Origin of the sequence: Rathayibacter sp. VKM Ac-2803, from assembly GCF_009807175.1 — a bacterium.
GTDB lineage: Bacteria > Actinomycetota > Actinomycetes > Actinomycetales > Microbacteriaceae > Rathayibacter.
Genome location: NZ_WUCD01000001.1, coordinates 1,127,534 through 1,144,289, shown reverse-complemented (window position 1 = coordinate 1,144,289; position 16,756 = coordinate 1,127,534). Strand labels below are relative to the sequence as shown.

Below are 16,756 nucleotides of genomic sequence, written 5' to 3'. Positions count from 1 at the left end.
TCGGCGGCGGAGGGGACTTGCGGATCGGCGCTAGCCCGCGACGAGGCCGACGACCAGCGCGATCGCGACGACGACCCCGGCGACGCCTCCGATCGCCCGCCACCGCGTCTCGCCGGCGGCGACGACGAGCGTGGTGCCCAGGGTGACCGCGAGCACTCCGAAGGGCAGCATCACGGCGAACGTCAGCCCGAGCGAGCTGCCGGAGCCGAACGGCGCGGTGGCGAGCGCGGACACGAGCGCGAGGAGGGCGACCAGCACCGGCGCCACTAGCGGGGCGACGACCCGCGGCGCCCCGAGCGAGCGCTGGGCGGCGACGGCGGACCCGCCCGCGAGTGCGCCGACCACGGCGGCGAGGGCGATCGCGATCCAGCCCGACGCCGGTGCGCGCCCGTCCATGCCCCACCCGATGACGGAGGCGAGGTACAGCAGCGCGATCACGGCCGCGCTGACCAGGCCGATCACGGCGCCCGGTCGGGCGATGCGGAGGAGGCGTCGCTGCCGCGGCACGGCGCTAGAACCGCGAGGCGACGTCGTAGAGCACCTCGTCGTCGCCCGCGTAGATGCCCTCGGCGCGGGGCCAGTGCGAGATCACGTCGGTGAAGCCGAGCTCCTCCGCCCGCCCGACCATGTCGTCGAAGCGGGCGACGCTCTCGAGCGAGAAGTGCGGGCCGGAGTCGAGCGAGAGGTGCCGCTCGAGCGAGCGGGGGTCGCGGCCCGCCGCCTCCAGAGCGCCGTCGAGTCGGCCGCCGAGCTCGGCGACGGCGGCCCACCACTCGTCGGCGGTCCGGCCCTCGGGCCCGGTGGTGACCCAGCCCTGCGCGCGCTCGGCGACGAGGGCGAGCCCCTTCGGGCCGTTGGCGGCGAGCACGAACGGCAGGCGCGGTCGCTGCACGGGCTCGCCGACCATCCGGGCGCCGCGGGCGGTGAACCAGGTGCCGTCGATGTCGAAGCCACCCGAGCCCGGAGTCTCGTGCCGGAGCAGCGCGTCGAGCGCCGAGACGAACTCGACGTAGCGCTCGTGGCGCTCCCGCGCGGTGTACACGGGCTGCCCGAGCACGGTTGCATCGAAGCCGGTGCCGCCCGACCCGACGCCGAGGACGAAGCGGCCGCCCGAGATGTCGTCGAGGGTCGCGAGCTCCTTCGCGAACGGCACCGGGTGCCGGAAGTTCGGCGAGGCCACGAAAGTGCCCAGCCGGATCGTCTCGGTGACGACGGCCGCGGCGGTGAGCGTCGGGATCGTCGCGTGCCAGACCTGATCGGCGAGCGAGCGCCACGAGAGGTGGTCGTAGGTCCACGCGTGATCGAAGCCGAGCCCCTCGGCCGACTGCCACTTGCGGCGGGCCGTGGTCCAGGGTTCCTGCGGGAGGATGACGATGCCGTGGCGCATCGTCCGAGTGTAGGAGACGGCCCGCCGGCGTCGGGCCGAGCCCGCGTCCGAGATCCGCCGGGCCACCGTGCGCAGCGCCGAGCGCACGGCCCGCGCCGCCTCGTCGAGGGTGCCGGCGGAGCGAGCGTCGGATCCACGGCACCCCGTCGACGGGAAACCCGCCGACGACCCAGTCCTCGCCCGCCAGATCCTCGACCGCGAGCCGCTCGGCGTGCGCGAAGCGGTGCCGCTCACCGACCGCGACGTGCAGCGATCCCGACGGGAGCGCCTCGCTCCCGAGACCCGAGAGGCCGTGCTCGTCGGGGTCGGTGGCGGGGTCGCGCCACCGACCCGGGCAGGTTCCCGTAGCCGTTGCCCAGGTGCATGCCGATGAGCATCCTCCGATCCACGAGGGTGTCCTCTTCTTCCGCGGATGCCCAGGCGCTGGACCTCGGGCCGTAAAGGGAGATACTCTCCATTTATCGTCACGATACGGAGACTGTCTCCGTTCCGCTGAGCGAAGGGACGGACGCATGCCCGAGGCTCCGCACATGCCCGAGGCTCCCGGAGACCGACCGCGCGGAGCGCGATCCGACGCTCGTCGCAACCGGACCCACATCCTGGGCGTGGCCGAGGAGTACTTCACCGAGCACGGAGTGACCGGCTCCCTCGACGCGATCGCGAAACGGGCCGGCGTCGGCGCAGGCACGCTGTACCGCCACTTCCCGACCCGCGAGGCTCTGCTCGCCGAGCTGCTCGCGGCTCGCGACGAGACGCTCGTCGCCCAGCGGGACCGCCTGCGCGATCCCTCGGTCGGCTCCGCTGACGCGCTGAACGGCTGGCTCGACGCGGTCGCGGAGTGGGCCGGCGCGTTCGACGGCCTCCCGGAGCCGCTTCGCGCAGCGACGAGTTCGACGTCGTCTCCCTTGGCGATGACGTGCCAGGGGTTCGTCACGACCACGGAGGAGTTCCTCGGCGCCGCCCAGAGGGAGGGCACTGCCCGCGAGGACGTCCGGGCACGCGACCTCTTCCTCGCGGCGCTCGCCACGAGCTGGGTCCGGGGTGCGGCCCTCGCCGACGACTCCTCCGGCGCGGCCCTCTCCGCTCTCATCAGGAACGGGTGGGAATCCACCCCACCGAGCCGTCCGTCCGGCGACGCCGGCCGGACCATCACCGACATCGAAGGACAGCAGACATGAATCGCATCGGGATCATCGGCAGCGGATCGATCGGAGCCGCGGTGGCCCGCCTCGCGCTCGCGGCCGACTACGAGGTCGTCATCGCCAACTCACGCGGACCGGAGTCGCTCGGCGACCTCGTCGAGGAGCTCGGACCCCGGGCCCGGGCCGGGGACGTCCGCGCGGCGGTCGAGTTCGGGGCCGTCCCGGTCCTCGCAGTGCCGCTCGCCGCCTACCCTGCTCTGCCCGCCGACGTCCTCGCGGGCCGGACGATCCTCTCCACCGGGAACTACTACCCCCACCGCGACGGCCGGATCGAGCAGCTCGACTCGCTCGAGAGCACGACCGCCGAGTACGAGCAGTCGCTCCTCCCCGGCACGGTCGTCGTCAAGGCGTTCACCAACATCCTCTTCACCCATATCCCGAACCTCGCCCACTCCGACCCGCGCACCGCTCTGGCGATCTCCGGGAACGACAGCGACGCGAAGGCCCGGGTGTCCACGATCGTCGACGCCCTCGGCTTCGACCCGTACGACGCGGGCACCCTCGCGGAGTCGTGGCGCACCGAGCCGGAGTCGGGCGCCTACACGCAGATCTACGTCGCGGACCTGGAGCTGTTCACCCGCGACTACCTCGCCGACCCCGGTGCGCCGCTGACCGCGGACCGTCTCGCTGCGCTCATCGCCGCCTCCCACCGCGCGGACGTCCGAGCCCGGCAGTTCTGAGCCGGCGCGCCTCCCCTCGAGCAGCGCAGCGGATCACCGACCACCGGCCACCCCGCGGCCCGGTCGAGTGCGGCGAGGTCCTCGTCCGACAGGTCCAGGCGGCGCCGGCGATGTTCTCGCCCAGATGAGCCGCGGAGGACGCTTCCGGGGTGAGGGAGATGTGCCACTGTCATCACGACAGCGAGCGGCGCCGGCGTGCAGCCGGCCCGGGACCTCGGGGCCGACACCGTCATCGACCAGACCGCGGACGACTTCGCCGCCCACGGCATCCGCGGCGTCCGCCAGGCCCAGCAGTCGGCCGACGTCCTCGAACGCCTCACCGGCTACCTCGCCGACGGCGTCATCACGGCGAGGGTCGGAGCGACGTTCCCGCTCGGCGAGATCGCCTCGGCGTTCGAGGCGCTCGAGAACCGCACCGTCCGCGGCACGGTCGTCGTCACGCCCTGACCCGCGCGTCCCGGCCGACCCGTGCCTACGCTGTCGCCATGAGCGCAGCACTTGACCAGGGCCCCTTCTTCCACGGGACGAAGGCCGATCTGCGGGTCGGCGACCTCCTCACGCCCGGCTTCCGCTCGAACTACCGGCCCGAGATCGTGATGAACCACGTCTACTTCACGGCAGTCGCCGACGGCGCCGGCCTCGCGGCCGAGCTCGCACCAGGAACCGCCGAGCCGCGGGTCTACGCCGTCGAGCCCACCGGCGCCTTCGAGGACGACCCGAACGTCACCGGCAAGAAGTTCCCGGGCAACCCGACCCGCTCGTACCGCAGCGCCGAGCCCCTCCGCATCGTCGGCGAGGTCACCGACTGGACGCGCCTCACTCCGGAGGCACTGCGCACCTGGCACGAGCGGCTGGCTGCCCTGCGCGCCGACGAGCGGGGGGAGATCATCAACTGACGGCGCGTCAGCCCCTCAGGCCGAGCGCTCCTCGTCGTACGTCTCCCACGAGGCGGCGACCTGGCCGAAGTGCTCGATCGACCAGCGCTCGAGCGCCTTCAGCGGCTCCTGCAGCGTGCGACCGGCGGCGGTGAGCTCGTACTCGACGCGCGGAGGCACCTCGGCGTAGACGGTGCGGGTCACCAGGCCGTCGCGCTCGAGGCCGCGGAGGGTCTGGGTCAGCATCTTCTGCGAGACGCCCTCGACGGTGCGGCGGATCGCGGAGAAGCGAAGCGGCCCATCGCCGAGCGCTCCGACGACGAGGACCGTCCAACGGTCGCCGATGCGATCGAGGAGGCGACGGCTCGGGCAGCCCGCCGCGTACGGGTCGAGATCGGGCAGGTCAGTGGCCGGCTTGGTTTCCAAGAAGTGCCTACTTCCGATTAGTGACTATCGGACCTAGCGTAGCCCTGCACCACCCGCACCACACGTTTAAAGGAGCACGCACATGACCCGCATCACCATCGTCGGAGGCACCGGCTACACCGGCAGCGCCATCGCCCGCGAGGCCGTCTCCCGCGGCCTCGAGGTCACCTCGTTCAGCCGCTCCGTCCCCGAGGGCGACGCCCGCATCGACGGCGTCGCCTACGAGACCGGCTCGCTCACCGACCCCGCCGTCCGCTCCCGCGCGATCGAGGGCGCCGACGTCCTCGTCAGCACCCTCTCGCCTCGCGGCGAGCTCGACGGACGCATCGTCGAGGTCGACCGCGAGCTCGCCGCCCTCGCCGACGCGAAGGGCGCCCGCTTCATCGTGGTCGGCGGCTTCAGCTCGCTCCGCCCCGCCGAGGGCGCGCCTCGTTTCGCCGAGGGCGACGACATTCCGCCGCAGTTCGCCGCCGAGGCGAAGCAGATGAACGAGGTCCTGAACGAGCTGCTCGCCTCGTCGGAGTCGCTCGACTTCGTCTTCCTCTCCCCCGCCCAGCAGTACGGCGCCTACGCGCCCGGCGAGGCCACCGGTCGCTACCGCGTGGGCGGCGAGGTCGCGTTCTTCGACGCCGACGGCGTCTCGGCCCTCAGCGGCGCCGACTTCGCGCTCGCGATCGTCGACGAGATCGAGCGGAACGGTCACCACCGCGCGCACCTCTCCGTCGCGTACTGAGCCGTCGCATTGCGAGCCGTGCCCTCCGCGCTCATCGTCGGCCTCGACCCCGCCCTGTTGACCGACCCGGACCTCGACGTGAACGAGCGCCGCGTGCGCGCGAGCATGGACGCGGCGGTCGAGTCGCTCCGCGGCGACGGGATCGCGGCCGAGCTGTTCCTCCTCCGCGCACCCGTGGCCGAGGTCGCCGACGAGCTGCGCGCCGAGCTGCTCGAAAAGGCCCCCGACGCCGTGATGATCGGCGCCGGGGTCCGACTCGAGCCCTCGCTCTCGTGGCTCCTCGAGCTGCTCGTGAACACCGTCGTCGAGGCGGCGCCCGGCGCGAAGCTCTGCTTCAACGAGGACCCGGAGGCGATGGCGACGGCCGTGCGCCGCGTCCTGCCCTCGGCTACGGTCGCAGGATGACCGGGACCCCGCCCCTGGAGACTCCTCCTCTGTCCGAGCGGTACTTCGACGACTACGTGCCCGGTCTCGCGGCCGTGTCCGCACCGGTCGAGGTGACGGAGGCGGCGATCGTCGCCTTCGCGACCGCCTTCGACCCCCACGCGATGCACGTCGATCCGGAGGCGGCCCGCGAGGGCGAGTTCGGCGGGCTGATCGCGAGCGGCTGGCACACGACCGCGCTGATGATGCGACTCCTCGTCGACACGTTCCTCAACCCGGCGGCGAGCATCGCGTCGCCCGGAGTCGACGAGCTGCGCTGGCACCGTCCGGTGCGCCCCGGCGACGTGCTGCGCGGCCGGTTCTCGGTGCTCTCGGCGACGCCCTCGCGCTCCAAGCCCGACCGGGGGCTGGTGCGGATCGGCATCGAGCTCGTCAACCAGGACGAGGAGCTCGTGATGTCGCAGACCATGCTCGTGCTGCAGCGCCGCCGGCCCGCGGTCGGCGGCGGCTGATCGACGCAGGTCCGGGAAAGTCCGCAGCGCGCCGCGAGAGACCTCTGCGATCGGGGGTCGGAACGGTGGTGGCGTGTCCGCGAATCGTGGTCCTGGGGGCGGATCCGGCGGTCGCCCCGGGAGCACGGCCGCCCGGGTGCTGACGCGACGTCCGGTGGGAGTGGTCCAGTCGGCGGTGCCGTCGGGATGCAGGATGTAGGTCCAGCGGTCGCCGTGGCGGACGTGGTGGTGTCCGGTGCAGAGCGAGGCGAGGTTCTCGAGGGAGGTCTCGCCTCCGTTGCGCCACTCGATCGTGTGGTCGGCCTCCGATGTGGACGCGGGGCGGGTGCAGCCGGGGAAGCGGCAGGTGCGGTCGCGCAGCTGCAGGTGCAGGCGCATCCGGGGCGGTGGGACGCGGTGGGTGCGCCCGACCGACGTGACGGTCCCGGTGTCCGGGTCGGTGAGGATCCGCGTGAAGGAGGCTCCGACGCCCACCAGCTCGCGCGCGACGCCGGCCGGGACGAGGCCGTAGCCGTCGAGATCCGCGGGGGCGTCGTCGAGACCCGCCGCGGTGCTCGCGGCGAGCGTCAGGCGCACCTCGGCACGCACTCCCGGGACGAACGTCGGCGCCGGGGTCTCGCTGTCGGACAGGGGTGTCGTGCCGGCGATGTCACCGTCGGTCAGCAGGTCGGCGAGCGCGTCGGCGCGCAGCTGCGCGAGGGTGCGCTCATCACGCGCGCCGGGATCGGCCGCGCTGTCGGCGCTCTCGCGCAACCTCCGGGCGATGCGGTCCACGCGGTCGAACGCTCCCATCGCGAACGGCGCCGGCAACAGCGCGCAGAGCGTCGCCATCCCGTCCATCTCCGGACTCACCCACACGCCCCGGTCCGCCCGAGCCCGCGCGTGGCGGGCGGCGAGCGGCTCCCCGTGCAACTCGTCGCGCAGCCGGGCCACGACCCGGCGCAACTGCGACGCGGTCGCCCCGACAGCCGCCTCCGCCGCGCGCTCGTCGAACGACGCCCTCGACGCGGGAGGCAGTGTGCTCGCGGCCGCGCAGATCACCTCGACGCTCTTCCACACGAACGCACCGCCCGCGAGAGCGGCACGGGTGCGCGGAAGATCCTCCATCAGCACGGTCGCCTGCTCCAGAGCGCAGGTCAGCTCCCGCTCCGACATCCCCATCCCGACCGCCAGCTCGGCCCGGATCGAGCGCTCCACGAGATCGTGCGCCTCACCGCGCGACAGCCGGCCGCCGCGAGCGAACGACTCCGGGATCGTGATCGCCACCCGGTACGCCGTGTGCAGCGCCGCGGCCCGCGCGAGCAGCAGCCCGGCGGAGGAGCGGCCGAGGCTCGCCGCGAGATCGGTGAACGACGCGACCGCATCGCGCCGCGCCTCCACCGTCTCGACCTCACCCGAACCATCCATACCCGTATTGAAGCAGGGACCACCGTCACACAACCGGCCCGACCGCTCGAACCGGAAGACCGGACCTCGAGGAGCGCCTGTGGAGGAGCCGCAGCACCCGCACGCGCACGGCTACGGCAGCAGCGGCAGGCGATCCACGAGCTTCGCGATGCGGTTCTTCGGACCGACGACGCTGACGGCCAGGTAGTCGAACTCCTCCGTGGTCGCCACGACGGCCCGGTAGTCGTCGTAGACCCGGATGGCCTGCGCCTCGGCGGGCATGTCGGCGACGAAGGTGCCCTCGTGCGCGATCGCCTTCGCCCGGATCGCGCGGAGGGTCGCCGCGTCGGCGGCGAGCACGGTGCAGCCCACCCAGGGGATCCCGGGGTGCGTCGATCCCGAGGCGTCGGTCGCCGACGGACCCAGGAGCCCCGCGACGCCGGCGGTCGTGGCCGCGCTCACGCAGATCGCGGCGTTGACGGCCCGGCCGGGCGGCAGCGCCTCATCGACGACGACCACCCACTTCAGGCGGGCGGCGCGGGTGGGCGCCGAGGTGTCGATCTCGTCGGGAGCGAATCCGACGGGGGTGGCGGCGTGCTCGGTCATGGGTCTCCTCGGGTCTACTTCTGTACGCGATGGCGCCCCACAGACAAGCGCAACGGCGGCAGTAGCGCAGGATGTCCGTATGAATGACCAGTGGAACGGCCGCGGAGCCGCGTTGGACGAGCTCGACATCCGGATACTGCGCTTCCTGCAGTCGGATGCACGGATGACGAACCGCGACCTCGCCGCGGCCGTCGGCGTGAGTCCGACGACCGCGCTCGACCGCACCAGGAGCCTCCGCCAGCGCGGCGTCATCGTGCGGGCGACCCTCGCGGTCGATCTCCCGTCGATCGGGCGGCCGGTGCAGGCGCTCATCGCCGTCCGCATCCGTCCGCCGTCCCGCGAGGTGATCGAGGCGTTCCGCGACTGGGTGAGCGGCCTCGACGAGACCGTCGGCCTGTTCGTCACCGCCGGCAACGAGGACTTCATCATCCACGTCGCCGTCCGCGACAACGACGACCTCTACGCCTTCGTCATCGACGGGCTGACCCAGCGCCGCGAGGTCGCGGACGTCCGCACGTCGGTGGTCTACCAGCACCTGCAGGAGCACGTCGTGCTGCCGCTGGAGGCCCGCGAGGGCGGCGGGCGGAGGAGCGGAGGCCGCTGACTCCGTGGGCCGATCGTGCGATCTGCAGGCGCGGCGCGCCGGGGAGCGCTCTCCGTCGCACGACCGGCTCCCGGCGGGGCGGATCACCCGCAGATCGCACCGGATCGGCGCGCGACTCCTCGAAAGTCGCGGTAGTCGAGCGCCACTACCGCAACTTTCGAGGAGTGAGTGAGGCGCGAACGAGCCGACCGAGGACCGGCCAGGCGCGAGGGCGTTGACCCGCTCGCGTCGTCGCGCCTAGGCTGCAGAGGCTGCGAAACAGAGGGAAACAGTTTCCTCACTGAGGATCGCACCCGCACTCTCGATCGGATCCACCATGACCGTCACCCCGTTCACCGCCGACTGGACGGTCAGGGCTCCCCGCGGGCCGTTCGCCGCCGCTCAGAGGGGCGCCGATGACGCCGTCGCGGTCACCCTCCCGCACGACGCCCTGCGCGACGCGGAGCGCGCGCCCGACGTGCCCGGCGCCGGCAGCGCCGCCTACTACCCCGCCGGCGCCTTCAGCTACCTCAAGCGGTTCGAGGTCCCGGAGGAGTGGGCCGGCCGGGTGGTCCGGCTCGAGGTCCAGGGGGCGTTCCGGCACGCCATGGTCTTCCTCAACGACGAGTTCGTCGGCAACCGGGCCGACGGCTTCGCGCGCTTCTTCGTCGAGCTGACCCCGTTCCTCCGCTTCGGCGCGACCAACACCCTGCGGATCGAGGTCCGCTCGGGGCAGGACACCCGCTGGTACGCCGGCGCCGGACTGCACCGTCCCGTGCTGCTGCACGTGGACGAGCCGACGCACATCGAGCCCGACGGCGTGCGCATCACCACGGTGCGCGTCGAGGACGACCAGGCCGTCGTCGAGGTGGTCACCAGCGTCGTCAACCGCGGCCTCGTCACCGCGCAGCGCACGGTCGAAACGAGCCTCGCCTCCGGAGCGCGCGTGGTCGAGAGCGAGCGGACGCCGGTCACCGTCGCGCCGGGCCGCACCGCGGTGGTGCGCCAGCGCCTGTACGTGCAGCAGCCCGAGCTCTGGAGCGTCGAGTCGCCGCACCTCTACACGGCGACGACGACGATCGGCGAGGCGGCCGTCACGACGGTGCACGGCATCCGCACCGTGACGGTCGACCCGCGCAAGGGCCTGCGGATCAACGGCGAGCCGGTGCTGCTGCGCGGCGCCTGCCTCCACAGCGACAACGGGCCTCTCGGGGCGGCGTCGATCGCACGGGCGGAGTTCCGCCGCATCGAGCTGCTCAAGGAGGCGGGCTTCAACGCCATCCGCACCGCGCACAACCCGGCGTCGCCGTCGATGCTCGACGCCTGCGACCGCCTCGGGATGCTCGTGATGGACGAGGCGTTCGACATGTGGGCGCGCGGCAAGACCGACTACGACTACGCCCTCGACTTCGCCCAGTGGTGGCGGGCCGACCTCGAGTCGATGGTCGCGAAGGACTACAACCACCCCAGCGTGATCATGTACTCGATCGGCAACGAGATCGTCGAGGCCGGGACGCCCCACGGCGCGGTGCAGGCGCGCGACCTCGCCGAGCACGTCCGCTCGCTCGACCCGACCAGGCCCGTGACCAACGGAGTGAACGCGGCCCTCACCGTCCTCGACGAGCTGGACGACATCCTCCAGGCCGAGCAGGGCCTGAACGAGCTGATGGGCGAGTCGGGCGCCGACATGATGAGCGCGATCGGCTCCTCCGACGCCGTGACCCGGCGCACGGCCGAGTCGAGCTCGGTGCTCGACGTGCTCGGCCTCAACTACGCCGACGGGCGCTACGCCGCGGATGCCGAGACGTTCCCGCACCGCGTGATCGTCGGCTCCGAGACCTTCCCGTCGCGGATCGGCGACCTCTGGCCGATGGTGCTCGCGAACCCGAACGTGATCGGCGACTTCACCTGGACCGGCTGGGACTACCTCGGCGAGGTCGGCATCGGCGCCACCTCGTACGCCGAGGACCCGGCCGCGAACGGCGCCCTCGAGCGCGAGTTCCCGTACCTCACCGCCTGGTGCGGCGACCTCGACATCACGGGGCACCGGCGCCCGGTCTCGTACTACCGCGAGATCGTGTGGGGCCTGCGCTCCGAGCCGGCGATCGCGGTGCTCCGCCCCGAGCACCACGGCCACTCGATCACCATGCAGTCGCCGTGGGCGTGGAGCGACTCCGTCTCGTCCTGGACCTGGCCCGGCTCCGAGGGCCGCCCCCTGACCGTCGAAGTGGCGGCCGACGCGGACGAGGTCGCGCTGCTCCTGGACGATGTCGAGGTGGCCCGCGCGACGGTCGGCGGGGTCCGCCCGATGCTGGCGACGCTCGAGACGACCTACCGACCGGGCACGCTCGTCGCCGTTGCACTGCGCGGCGGAGTCGAGACCGGCCGCACCGAGCTCCGGACGGCGACCGGGGCGGTGCGGCTCGTCGCCTCGGCCGACCGGTCGGCGCTCGAGGCCGGCGACGAGGATCTCGCGTTCGTGTCGCTGGAGCTCCGCGGCGAGAACGGCGTGCTGGTCACCGGCGACGACCGCGCCGTGACGGTCACGGTCGACGGAGCCGCCGTGCTCGCGGGCTACGGCAGCGGCGCTCCGGCGACGACCGAGCGCTTCGACGCCGCGACGCGGACGACGTTCGACGGGCGCGCGCTGGCGATCGTCCGGCCGACGGGGCCGGGCACCGTGACGGTGCGCGCGTCGGCGGAGGGACTGGCCGACGCGGTGGTGGAGCTGACGGTCGCCTGACGCCGAGCTCCGGCTCGCAGGACCACGTCCGGCTCGCTGGATTCGCCGGATCCGACGAGCCGAACGCGATCCCGCGAGCCCGAGGTGCTCCGCGAGCGACCGCGACTGAGCGGGGCCTGTGCGAGTTCTCAGTGTCCACTCCACGGAACGGCGGGAGCGACCGGGGCTGCCTACGGTCGTTCACAGGCACGACGGCGTGCACGACTCCCCCTCGAGATCCGCTCCGACCGGAAGGCCCGCCATGACCGCCACGCTCGACCACGCCACCGCCGCTCCCACGACCCACCGGGCCGCTCCGCTCGGATCGTCGCTCGGCCTCCTCGTCCTCCGCGTCGCGCTGGGCGCCGTCTTCCTCGCCCACGGCTGGCAGAAGGTCGCGGTCGACGGTCTCGCCGCGACGACCGAGGGCTTCGGAGCGATGGGCATACCGTTCGCGGCCGTCCTCGCCCCCGTGGCGGCGTTCACCGAGCTGCTCGCCGGCGCTGCGGTCATCGTCGGCCTCCTGACCCGCATCGCCGCCGCCGGCCTCGCGATCACCGCACTCGTCGCGCTCGTCGTCGTCCACCTGCCGAACGGCTTCTTCGCGGCGACCGGCGGGATCGAGTTCGTCCTCGTCCTGGCCGCCGGATCCGCGGCGCTCGCTCTCACCGGCGCCGGCCGCCTCTCGGTCGACGCCCTGCTGCGCCGCCGCCGCTGACGCCGGGCCCCCGCAGCACCTCCGGCTCGTCGAATCGTGTTCGGCTCGCGAGAACCGCCGATTTCTAAGAGCCGAACCGGATTCAACGAGCCCGAGGCACCTCCGGACCCGCTTCGGCTCGCAGAACCCGCTTCGGCTCGAGAGAACCGCCGAATCCTGCGAGCCGAACCGGATTTCACGAGCCGGAAGTGCGTCCGAACCTCAGCCCGCCGCCCCGCGCGGCGCCGCCACAGAGGCCCGCTCGATCAGACGCGTCTCCAGCTCCATCCGCGTCGCGCTCGACGACAGCGGCCGCGACGAGCGGTGCGCCTGGTGCAGCATCAGGAAGGCCGCCGCGCCCATCTCGGCGATCGGCTGCTGCACGGTCGTCATCGGCGGCGTCGCCCACGCCGCCTCCTGCACATCGTCGAATCCGATCACGCTCAGGTCCTCCGGGATCCGCAGACCGGCGTCGTCGGCGGCCTCGTAGACACCGAGGGCCATGACGTCGGAGCAGGCGAAGAAGGCGGTGGGCGGGTCGGAGGCGTCCAGCATCGCGCCCGCCGCCGCCCGGGCCCGCTCGCGATCCCAGTCGCAGTACGCGACGCGGGCGCCCGAGACGCCCGCCGCGCGGAGCGCCGTGCCGAAGCCGTCGATCCGCGCGCTGCTGTAGAGCTGGGTTCGAGCCCCGCCGAGGATCCCGATCCGCCGGTGACCCAGACCGAGCAGGTGCTCGGCCGCCATCCGCCCGCCGTCCCAGTTGGTGGCGCCGATGCTCGCCACATCCGCCGGCGGCCGGGTGCTCGGATCGACGACGACGACGGGGATGTCGGCGCTCGTCAGCAGGTGCAGCTGGGCCGGCGAGACGTCGACCAGCACGACGATCGCGCCGAGGGAGGTCCGGCGCAGGAGGCGGCTGACCCAGCCGCCGTCGGGCCGCGCGCGGGTGAGCACGAGGTCGACCCCCGCAGCCGACGCCTCCTCCTCGATCCCGCCGAGGACAGGGCCGATCCAGCTGCCGCCGAGGTGGCTGACGACCACGTCGACGATGCCGACGACCCGCGGATCCTCGACCGGCGGGCGGAGCTTCGGCCGCCTCCGGTAGCCGAGCTCGTGCGCCACCGCCATCACCCGCAAGCGCGTCGCCTCCGACACGTCCGTGCCGCCGTTGAGCACCTTCGAGACGGTCGGCACACTCGTCGCCGCGAGCTCGGCGATGCGGGCCATCGTGGGCCGCGGAGTCTCGTCGGTGCCGTCCATCCGCCCACCGTACCCGCCCGGTAGTTGCGCAACTAGTGGTCACTCCGGAGCCGCCTCGCCCTTGCCCGCGGTCATGAGCACCGGCAGAATGATCGGACGCCCTGCCGCAGACCATGCGACTTGCGCAAGTTCGAGGACGAACGCGGAGCGATCCGCCCGCCAAGCGAGGACGACGATGACCGACCCCACACCGACCTCCCCCGTGAAGAGGGCGCTCGTCGTCCGCGGCGGGTGGGACGGGCACCAGCCCGTCGAGGCGACCGAGCTGTTCCTTCCCTTCCTCGCCGAGAACGGCTTCGAGGTGCGCGTCGAGGAGTCGACCGCCGTCTACGCCGACGAGGAGTACCTCCGCACCGTCGACCTGATCGTGCAGGCGAACACGATGACGTCGATCGAGTGGCCCGAGTTCGTGGGCCTCCGCACCGCGATCGAGAACGGCACCGGTCTGGCCGGCTGGCACGGCGGCATCGCGGACTCGTACCGCAGCACCGCCGACTACCTCCAGCTGATCGGCGGTCAGTTCGCCTCGCACCCCGGCAAGCACCCCGACGAGCGCACCGGCGAGCAGTCCGACAACTACGTGCCGCACCGGATCGAGATGACGCCGGCCGCCGCCGACCATCCGATCACGCAGGGCATCGGCGACTTCGAGCTGACCACCGAGCAGTACTGGGTGCTGCACGACGACTACAACGACGTGCTGGCGACCACCACCCAGGCCGTCCGCCCGTGGGACCCGTGGCACCGCCCGATCACCTCGCCCGCGATCTGGACCCGCCGGTGGGGCGCCGGCCGCATCTTCGTCTCGACCCCGGGCCACCGCGTCGAGATCCTCGAGGACGCGAACGTCCGCACCATCATCGAGCGGGGGCTGCTGTGGGCCTCCCGCTGAGAGTCGGCATCATCGGAGTCGGGAAGATCAGCGAGCAGTACCTCGCCAACCTCCCGACGTTCCCCGGGCTGCGCCTGGTCGCCGTCGCCGATCTGAACACCGAGCGCGCCCGCGAGGTCGCCGACGGGCAGGGCGTCCGGGCGCTCTCGGTCGACGAGCTGCTCGCCGACCCCGAGGTCGACGCGGTGCTCAACCTCACGATCCCCGCGGCGCACGTCGAGATCGGCACGCGGGCGCTCGAGGCCGGCAAGCACGTCTTCGCCGAGAAGCCGCTGGGCCTCGACCCCGCGGAGGCCGCGCCGATGCTCGACCTCGCCGAGCGCCTCGGCCTGCGCGTCGGCAGCGCGCCCGACACAGTCCTCGGCACGGGCATCCAGACCGCCCGCCGCACCCTCGACTCCGGACTGATCGGCGACCCGATCGCCGCGCAGGTGCAGTGGACGGCGCCCGGGCACGAGCGCTGGCACCCGGCACCCGAGTTCTACTACCAGCCCGGAGGCGGACCCCTGCTCGACATGGGCCCCTACTACCTGACGGCGCTCGTGCACTTCTTCGGACCGGTCGTCCGTGTCACCGGCCTCGCGACGCGCTCCGCCCGCCCGCGGATGATCGAGACCGGGCCCCGAGCGGGAACGCCTCTGCCGGTGGCGGTCGACACGCACATCAGTGCACTGCTCGAGCACGCGAGCGGCGTGACCTCGACCGTCACCGTGAGCTTCGAGGTGTGGCGGAGCCGCGCCCCGCAGTTCGAGGTCTACGGCACGGAGGGGACCATCGCGGTCCCCGATCCCAACCGGTTCTCGGACCCCGTCGAGGTCGCGGTGCGCGACGGCGAGTGGCGGAGCGTCCCCGACTCGGCCGGCGTCGTCGACACGGGCCGCGGAGTCGGGCTCGCCGATCTCGCCGACGCGATCGAGGAGGATCGGCCGCACCGCGCCTCCGGTCGGCTCGGTCTGCACGTGCTCGAGATCATGGACGCGGTCCTGCGCTCGAGTGCCGACAGGGCGGTCGTGGCGATCGCCAGCACCGCGGAGCGGCCCGCCGTCGTGCCGCTGCAGACGACGGCGGGCGATCTCGTCGCCGAGGACGGAGCACCCGCATGACCACCCTCCGCGTCGCGATGATCGGCCACTCCTTCATGGGCCGTGCCCACGCGCAGGCCTGGCGGACCGCACCGCGCTTCTTCGAGCTGCCCCTGCAGCCGCAGCTCGCGGTCGTCGTCGGTCGCGACGCCGGCCGGGCGTCGGCCGCGGCGCAGAACTTCGGCGCCGAGGAGTCGTCGGACGACTGGCGCGCGGTGATCGCCCGCGACGACATCGACCTCGTCGACATCTGCACCCCGGGCGACCAGCACGCCGAGATCGCGATCGCCGCGCTCGCGGCGGGCAAGCACGTGCTCTGCGAGAAGCCACTGGCGCGATCGGTTCCGGAGGCGGAGGAGATGACCGCGGCGGCCGACGCCTCGGACGCCCTCGCCATGTGCGGCTTCAGCTACCGCCGCACGCCGGCCCTCGCCCTGGCGAAGCGCTTCGTCGAGGAGGGGCGGCTGGGCGCGATCCGCCACGTCCGCGCGCAGTACCTGCAGGACTGGCTGAGCTCCTCCGAGGCCCCGCTGACCTGGCGCCTCGACAAGCAGAAGGCGGGCTCGGGCGCGCTCGGCGACATCGGCGCGCACAGCATCGACACCGCTCAGTGGCTCACCGGGCAGAGCATCGCGGGCGTCTCGGCGATGCTGCGGACCTTCGTCACCGACCGCCCGGTGCTCGCCGAGCAGGCCGGTCTCGGCGGTCGCGCCGAGGAGGGCGCCGAACGCGGGCCGGTCACGGTCGACGACGCCGCCGCCTTCACCGCGACCTTCGCCGGCGGGGCGCTCGGGGTCTTCGAGTCGACGCGGATGGCTCTCGGGCGCCGCAACGCGAACCGCATCGAGATCAACGGCGAGCTCGGCTCGGTCGCTTTCGACTTCGAGCGGATGAACGAGCTCGAGTACTACGACGGCCGCGATCCCCAGGAGGCGCAGGGCTTCCGGCGCATCCAGGTCACCGAGCCGTCGCACCCGTACACGGGCGCCTGGTGGCCGACCGGTCACGGACTCGGCTACGAGCACGTCTTCAGCCACCAGGTCGTCGACCTGGTCACGGCGATCGCCGAGGGCCGGCAGCCGACGCCGTCGTTCGGCGACGCCCTGCAGGTGCAGCGCGTGCTCGATGCGGTCGAGCGCAGCGCAGCGGATGCGTCGCGGTACACCTCGGTCTGAGCCTCCGCCCCCTCGCCCTCTTCTGCGCCCCCTCGTCCTCTTCGGCCGGTCGAGCACGCGACTTCACCGGCCGTGAACCGCGTCCGTCGAACCGCGCCAGCGGGTCGGGCCCCTTTCGGGGGGAATTACCCGCCGGATAGTCCTAGAATCGGCC

18 protein-coding genes and 1 pseudogene are annotated in these 16,756 nt (G+C 72.9%); 13 read left to right on the top strand and 6 right to left on the bottom strand.

What is annotated here, in order from left to right:
• Positions 1-30: 30 nt before the first annotated feature.
• On the bottom strand, positions 31-507 hold the full coding sequence (locus GRS96_RS05275; protein WP_159859764.1) for a hypothetical protein: 477 nt from the start codon (positions 505-507) through the stop codon (positions 31-33).
• Positions 508-511: 4 nt separating this feature from the next.
• A complete protein-coding gene (locus tag GRS96_RS05270) occupies positions 512-1,387 on the bottom strand; it encodes an LLM class flavin-dependent oxidoreductase (protein ID WP_159859802.1) in 876 nt (291 codons plus the stop codon).
• 530 nt (positions 1,388-1,917) lie between these two features.
• On the opposite strand from GRS96_RS05270, the gene GRS96_RS05265 reads away from it, so the two are divergent.
• The 4 genes from GRS96_RS05265 (at position 1,918) to arr (ending at position 4,165) form a co-directional block, all read left to right on the top strand.
• Positions 1,918-2,565 carry a TetR/AcrR family transcriptional regulator gene (locus GRS96_RS05265; protein ID WP_159859799.1) on the top strand — a complete coding sequence of 216 codons (648 nt, stop codon included), beginning with the start codon at positions 1,918-1,920 and terminating at the stop codon, positions 2,563-2,565.
• The gene (locus GRS96_RS05260; RefSeq protein ID WP_159859761.1) at positions 2,562-3,269 is read left to right on the top strand and encodes an NADPH-dependent F420 reductase; all 708 of its coding nucleotides are present in this window, start codon (positions 2,562-2,564) and stop codon (positions 3,267-3,269) included. The genes GRS96_RS05265 and GRS96_RS05260 overlap by 4 nt, the downstream gene beginning before the upstream one ends.
• A gap of 195 nt (positions 3,270-3,464) precedes the next feature.
• Positions 3,465-3,716, top strand: a complete 252-nt coding sequence (locus GRS96_RS05255; protein ID WP_159859758.1) for a zinc-binding dehydrogenase — start codon at positions 3,465-3,467, stop codon at positions 3,714-3,716.
• A 38-nt stretch (positions 3,717-3,754) separates the two neighbouring features.
• Positions 3,755-4,165 carry an NAD(+)--rifampin ADP-ribosyltransferase gene (arr, locus tag GRS96_RS05250; protein ID WP_159859755.1) on the top strand — a complete coding sequence of 137 codons (411 nt, stop codon included), beginning with the start codon at positions 3,755-3,757 and terminating at the stop codon, positions 4,163-4,165.
• A gap of 15 nt (positions 4,166-4,180) precedes the next feature.
• Here the strand turns inward: arr and GRS96_RS05245 are convergent, their stop codons facing one another.
• The gene (locus GRS96_RS05245; protein WP_204162035.1) at positions 4,181-4,570 is read right to left on the bottom strand and encodes a winged helix-turn-helix transcriptional regulator; all 390 of its coding nucleotides are present in this window, start codon (positions 4,568-4,570) and stop codon (positions 4,181-4,183) included.
• A gap of 82 nt (positions 4,571-4,652) precedes the next feature.
• Here GRS96_RS05245 and GRS96_RS05240 point away from each other — a divergent pair, with 82 nt between their 5' ends.
• Genes GRS96_RS05240 through GRS96_RS05230 form a run of 3 tightly spaced genes read left to right on the top strand, consistent with a single transcriptional unit; the run spans position 4,653 to position 6,199 of the window.
• Positions 4,653-5,303 (top strand): NAD(P)-dependent oxidoreductase, encoded by a 651-nt coding sequence (locus GRS96_RS05240; RefSeq protein ID WP_159987918.1) that lies wholly within the window; start codon positions 4,653-4,655, stop codon positions 5,301-5,303.
• Between the two features lie 18 nt (positions 5,304-5,321).
• Positions 5,322-5,708, top strand: coding sequence for a hypothetical protein (locus GRS96_RS05235; protein ID WP_159987917.1), 387 nt, complete (start codon positions 5,322-5,324; stop codon positions 5,706-5,708).
• On the top strand, positions 5,705-6,199 hold the full coding sequence (locus tag GRS96_RS05230; RefSeq protein ID WP_159987916.1) for a MaoC family dehydratase: 495 nt from the start codon (positions 5,705-5,707) through the stop codon (positions 6,197-6,199). Before GRS96_RS05235 ends, GRS96_RS05230 begins: the two co-directional genes overlap by 4 nt.
• Positions 6,200-6,445: 246 nt before the next feature.
• Here GRS96_RS05230 and GRS96_RS20890 read toward each other — a convergent pair.
• Positions 6,446-7,606 (bottom strand): annotated as a pseudogene (locus GRS96_RS20890) (DUF222 domain-containing protein); the annotation flags it as partial.
• A 111-nt stretch (positions 7,607-7,717) separates the two neighbouring features.
• The gene (locus GRS96_RS05220; RefSeq protein WP_159987915.1) at positions 7,718-8,191 is read right to left on the bottom strand and encodes a DUF2000 domain-containing protein; all 474 of its coding nucleotides are present in this window, start codon (positions 8,189-8,191) and stop codon (positions 7,718-7,720) included.
• 79 nt (positions 8,192-8,270) lie between these two features.
• Here GRS96_RS05220 and GRS96_RS05215 point away from each other — a divergent pair, with 79 nt between their 5' ends.
• From GRS96_RS05215 to GRS96_RS05205, 3 genes are all read left to right on the top strand, one after another.
• The gene (locus GRS96_RS05215; protein WP_236553562.1) at positions 8,271-8,795 is read left to right on the top strand and encodes an Lrp/AsnC family transcriptional regulator; all 525 of its coding nucleotides are present in this window, start codon (positions 8,271-8,273) and stop codon (positions 8,793-8,795) included.
• Between the two features lie 316 nt (positions 8,796-9,111).
• Complete coding sequence (locus tag GRS96_RS05210; protein ID WP_159987914.1) at positions 9,112-11,517, top strand: glycoside hydrolase family 2 TIM barrel-domain containing protein; 2,406 nt, start codon at positions 9,112-9,114, stop codon at positions 11,515-11,517.
• 241 nt (positions 11,518-11,758) lie between these two features.
• A complete protein-coding gene (locus GRS96_RS05205; protein ID WP_159987913.1) occupies positions 11,759-12,214 on the top strand; it encodes a DoxX family protein in 456 nt (151 codons plus the stop codon).
• Between the two features lie 201 nt (positions 12,215-12,415).
• Here the strand turns inward: GRS96_RS05205 and GRS96_RS05200 are convergent, their stop codons facing one another.
• A complete protein-coding gene (locus GRS96_RS05200; RefSeq protein WP_204162034.1) occupies positions 12,416-13,453 on the bottom strand; it encodes a LacI family DNA-binding transcriptional regulator in 1,038 nt (345 codons plus the stop codon).
• Positions 13,454-13,628: 175 nt separating this feature from the next.
• Between GRS96_RS05200 and GRS96_RS05195 the strand changes: the two genes are divergently transcribed.
• The 3 genes from GRS96_RS05195 to GRS96_RS05185 are packed head-to-tail and all read left to right on the top strand — an operon-like array spanning position 13,629 to position 16,602.
• On the top strand, positions 13,629-14,345 hold the full coding sequence (locus tag GRS96_RS05195; protein WP_159859399.1) for a ThuA domain-containing protein: 717 nt from the start codon (positions 13,629-13,631) through the stop codon (positions 14,343-14,345).
• Positions 14,330-15,448 carry a Gfo/Idh/MocA family protein gene (locus tag GRS96_RS05190; RefSeq protein ID WP_159987912.1) on the top strand — a complete coding sequence of 373 codons (1,119 nt, stop codon included), beginning with the start codon at positions 14,330-14,332 and terminating at the stop codon, positions 15,446-15,448. The genes GRS96_RS05195 and GRS96_RS05190 overlap by 16 nt, the downstream gene beginning before the upstream one ends.
• Entirely contained in the window at positions 15,445-16,602 is a 1,158-nt protein-coding gene (locus GRS96_RS05185) for a Gfo/Idh/MocA family protein (RefSeq protein ID WP_159859394.1), read from the top strand. The genes GRS96_RS05190 and GRS96_RS05185 overlap by 4 nt, the downstream gene beginning before the upstream one ends.
• Positions 16,603-16,756 lie beyond the last annotated feature (154 nt).

Coding starts and splice junctions, on each gene's coding strand:
- GRS96_RS05210 (WP_159987914.1), top strand. CDS start 9,112: ATGACCGTCACCCCGTTCACCGCCGACTGGACGGTCAGGGCTCCCCGC.
- GRS96_RS05185 (WP_159859394.1), top strand. CDS start 15,445: ATGACCACCCTCCGCGTCGCGATGATCGGCCACTCCTTCATGGGCCGT.
- GRS96_RS05240 (WP_159987918.1), top strand. CDS start 4,653: ATGACCCGCATCACCATCGTCGGAGGCACCGGCTACACCGGCAGCGCC.
- GRS96_RS05200 (WP_204162034.1), bottom strand. CDS start 13,453: ATGGACGGCACCGACGAGACTCCGCGGCCCACGATGGCCCGCATCGCC.
- GRS96_RS05195 (WP_159859399.1), top strand. CDS start 13,629: ATGACCGACCCCACACCGACCTCCCCCGTGAAGAGGGCGCTCGTCGTC.
- GRS96_RS05260 (WP_159859761.1), top strand. CDS start 2,562: ATGAATCGCATCGGGATCATCGGCAGCGGATCGATCGGAGCCGCGGTG.
- GRS96_RS05270 (WP_159859802.1), bottom strand. CDS start 1,387: ATGCGCCACGGCATCGTCATCCTCCCGCAGGAACCCTGGACCACGGCC.
- arr (WP_159859755.1), top strand. CDS start 3,755: ATGAGCGCAGCACTTGACCAGGGCCCCTTCTTCCACGGGACGAAGGCC.
- GRS96_RS05205 (WP_159987913.1), top strand. CDS start 11,759: ATGACCGCCACGCTCGACCACGCCACCGCCGCTCCCACGACCCACCGG.
- GRS96_RS05230 (WP_159987916.1), top strand. CDS start 5,705: ATGACCGGGACCCCGCCCCTGGAGACTCCTCCTCTGTCCGAGCGGTAC.
- GRS96_RS05265 (WP_159859799.1), top strand. CDS start 1,918: ATGCCCGAGGCTCCCGGAGACCGACCGCGCGGAGCGCGATCCGACGCT.
- GRS96_RS05215 (WP_236553562.1), top strand. CDS start 8,271: ATGAATGACCAGTGGAACGGCCGCGGAGCCGCGTTGGACGAGCTCGAC.
- GRS96_RS05220 (WP_159987915.1), bottom strand. CDS start 8,191: ATGACCGAGCACGCCGCCACCCCCGTCGGATTCGCTCCCGACGAGATC.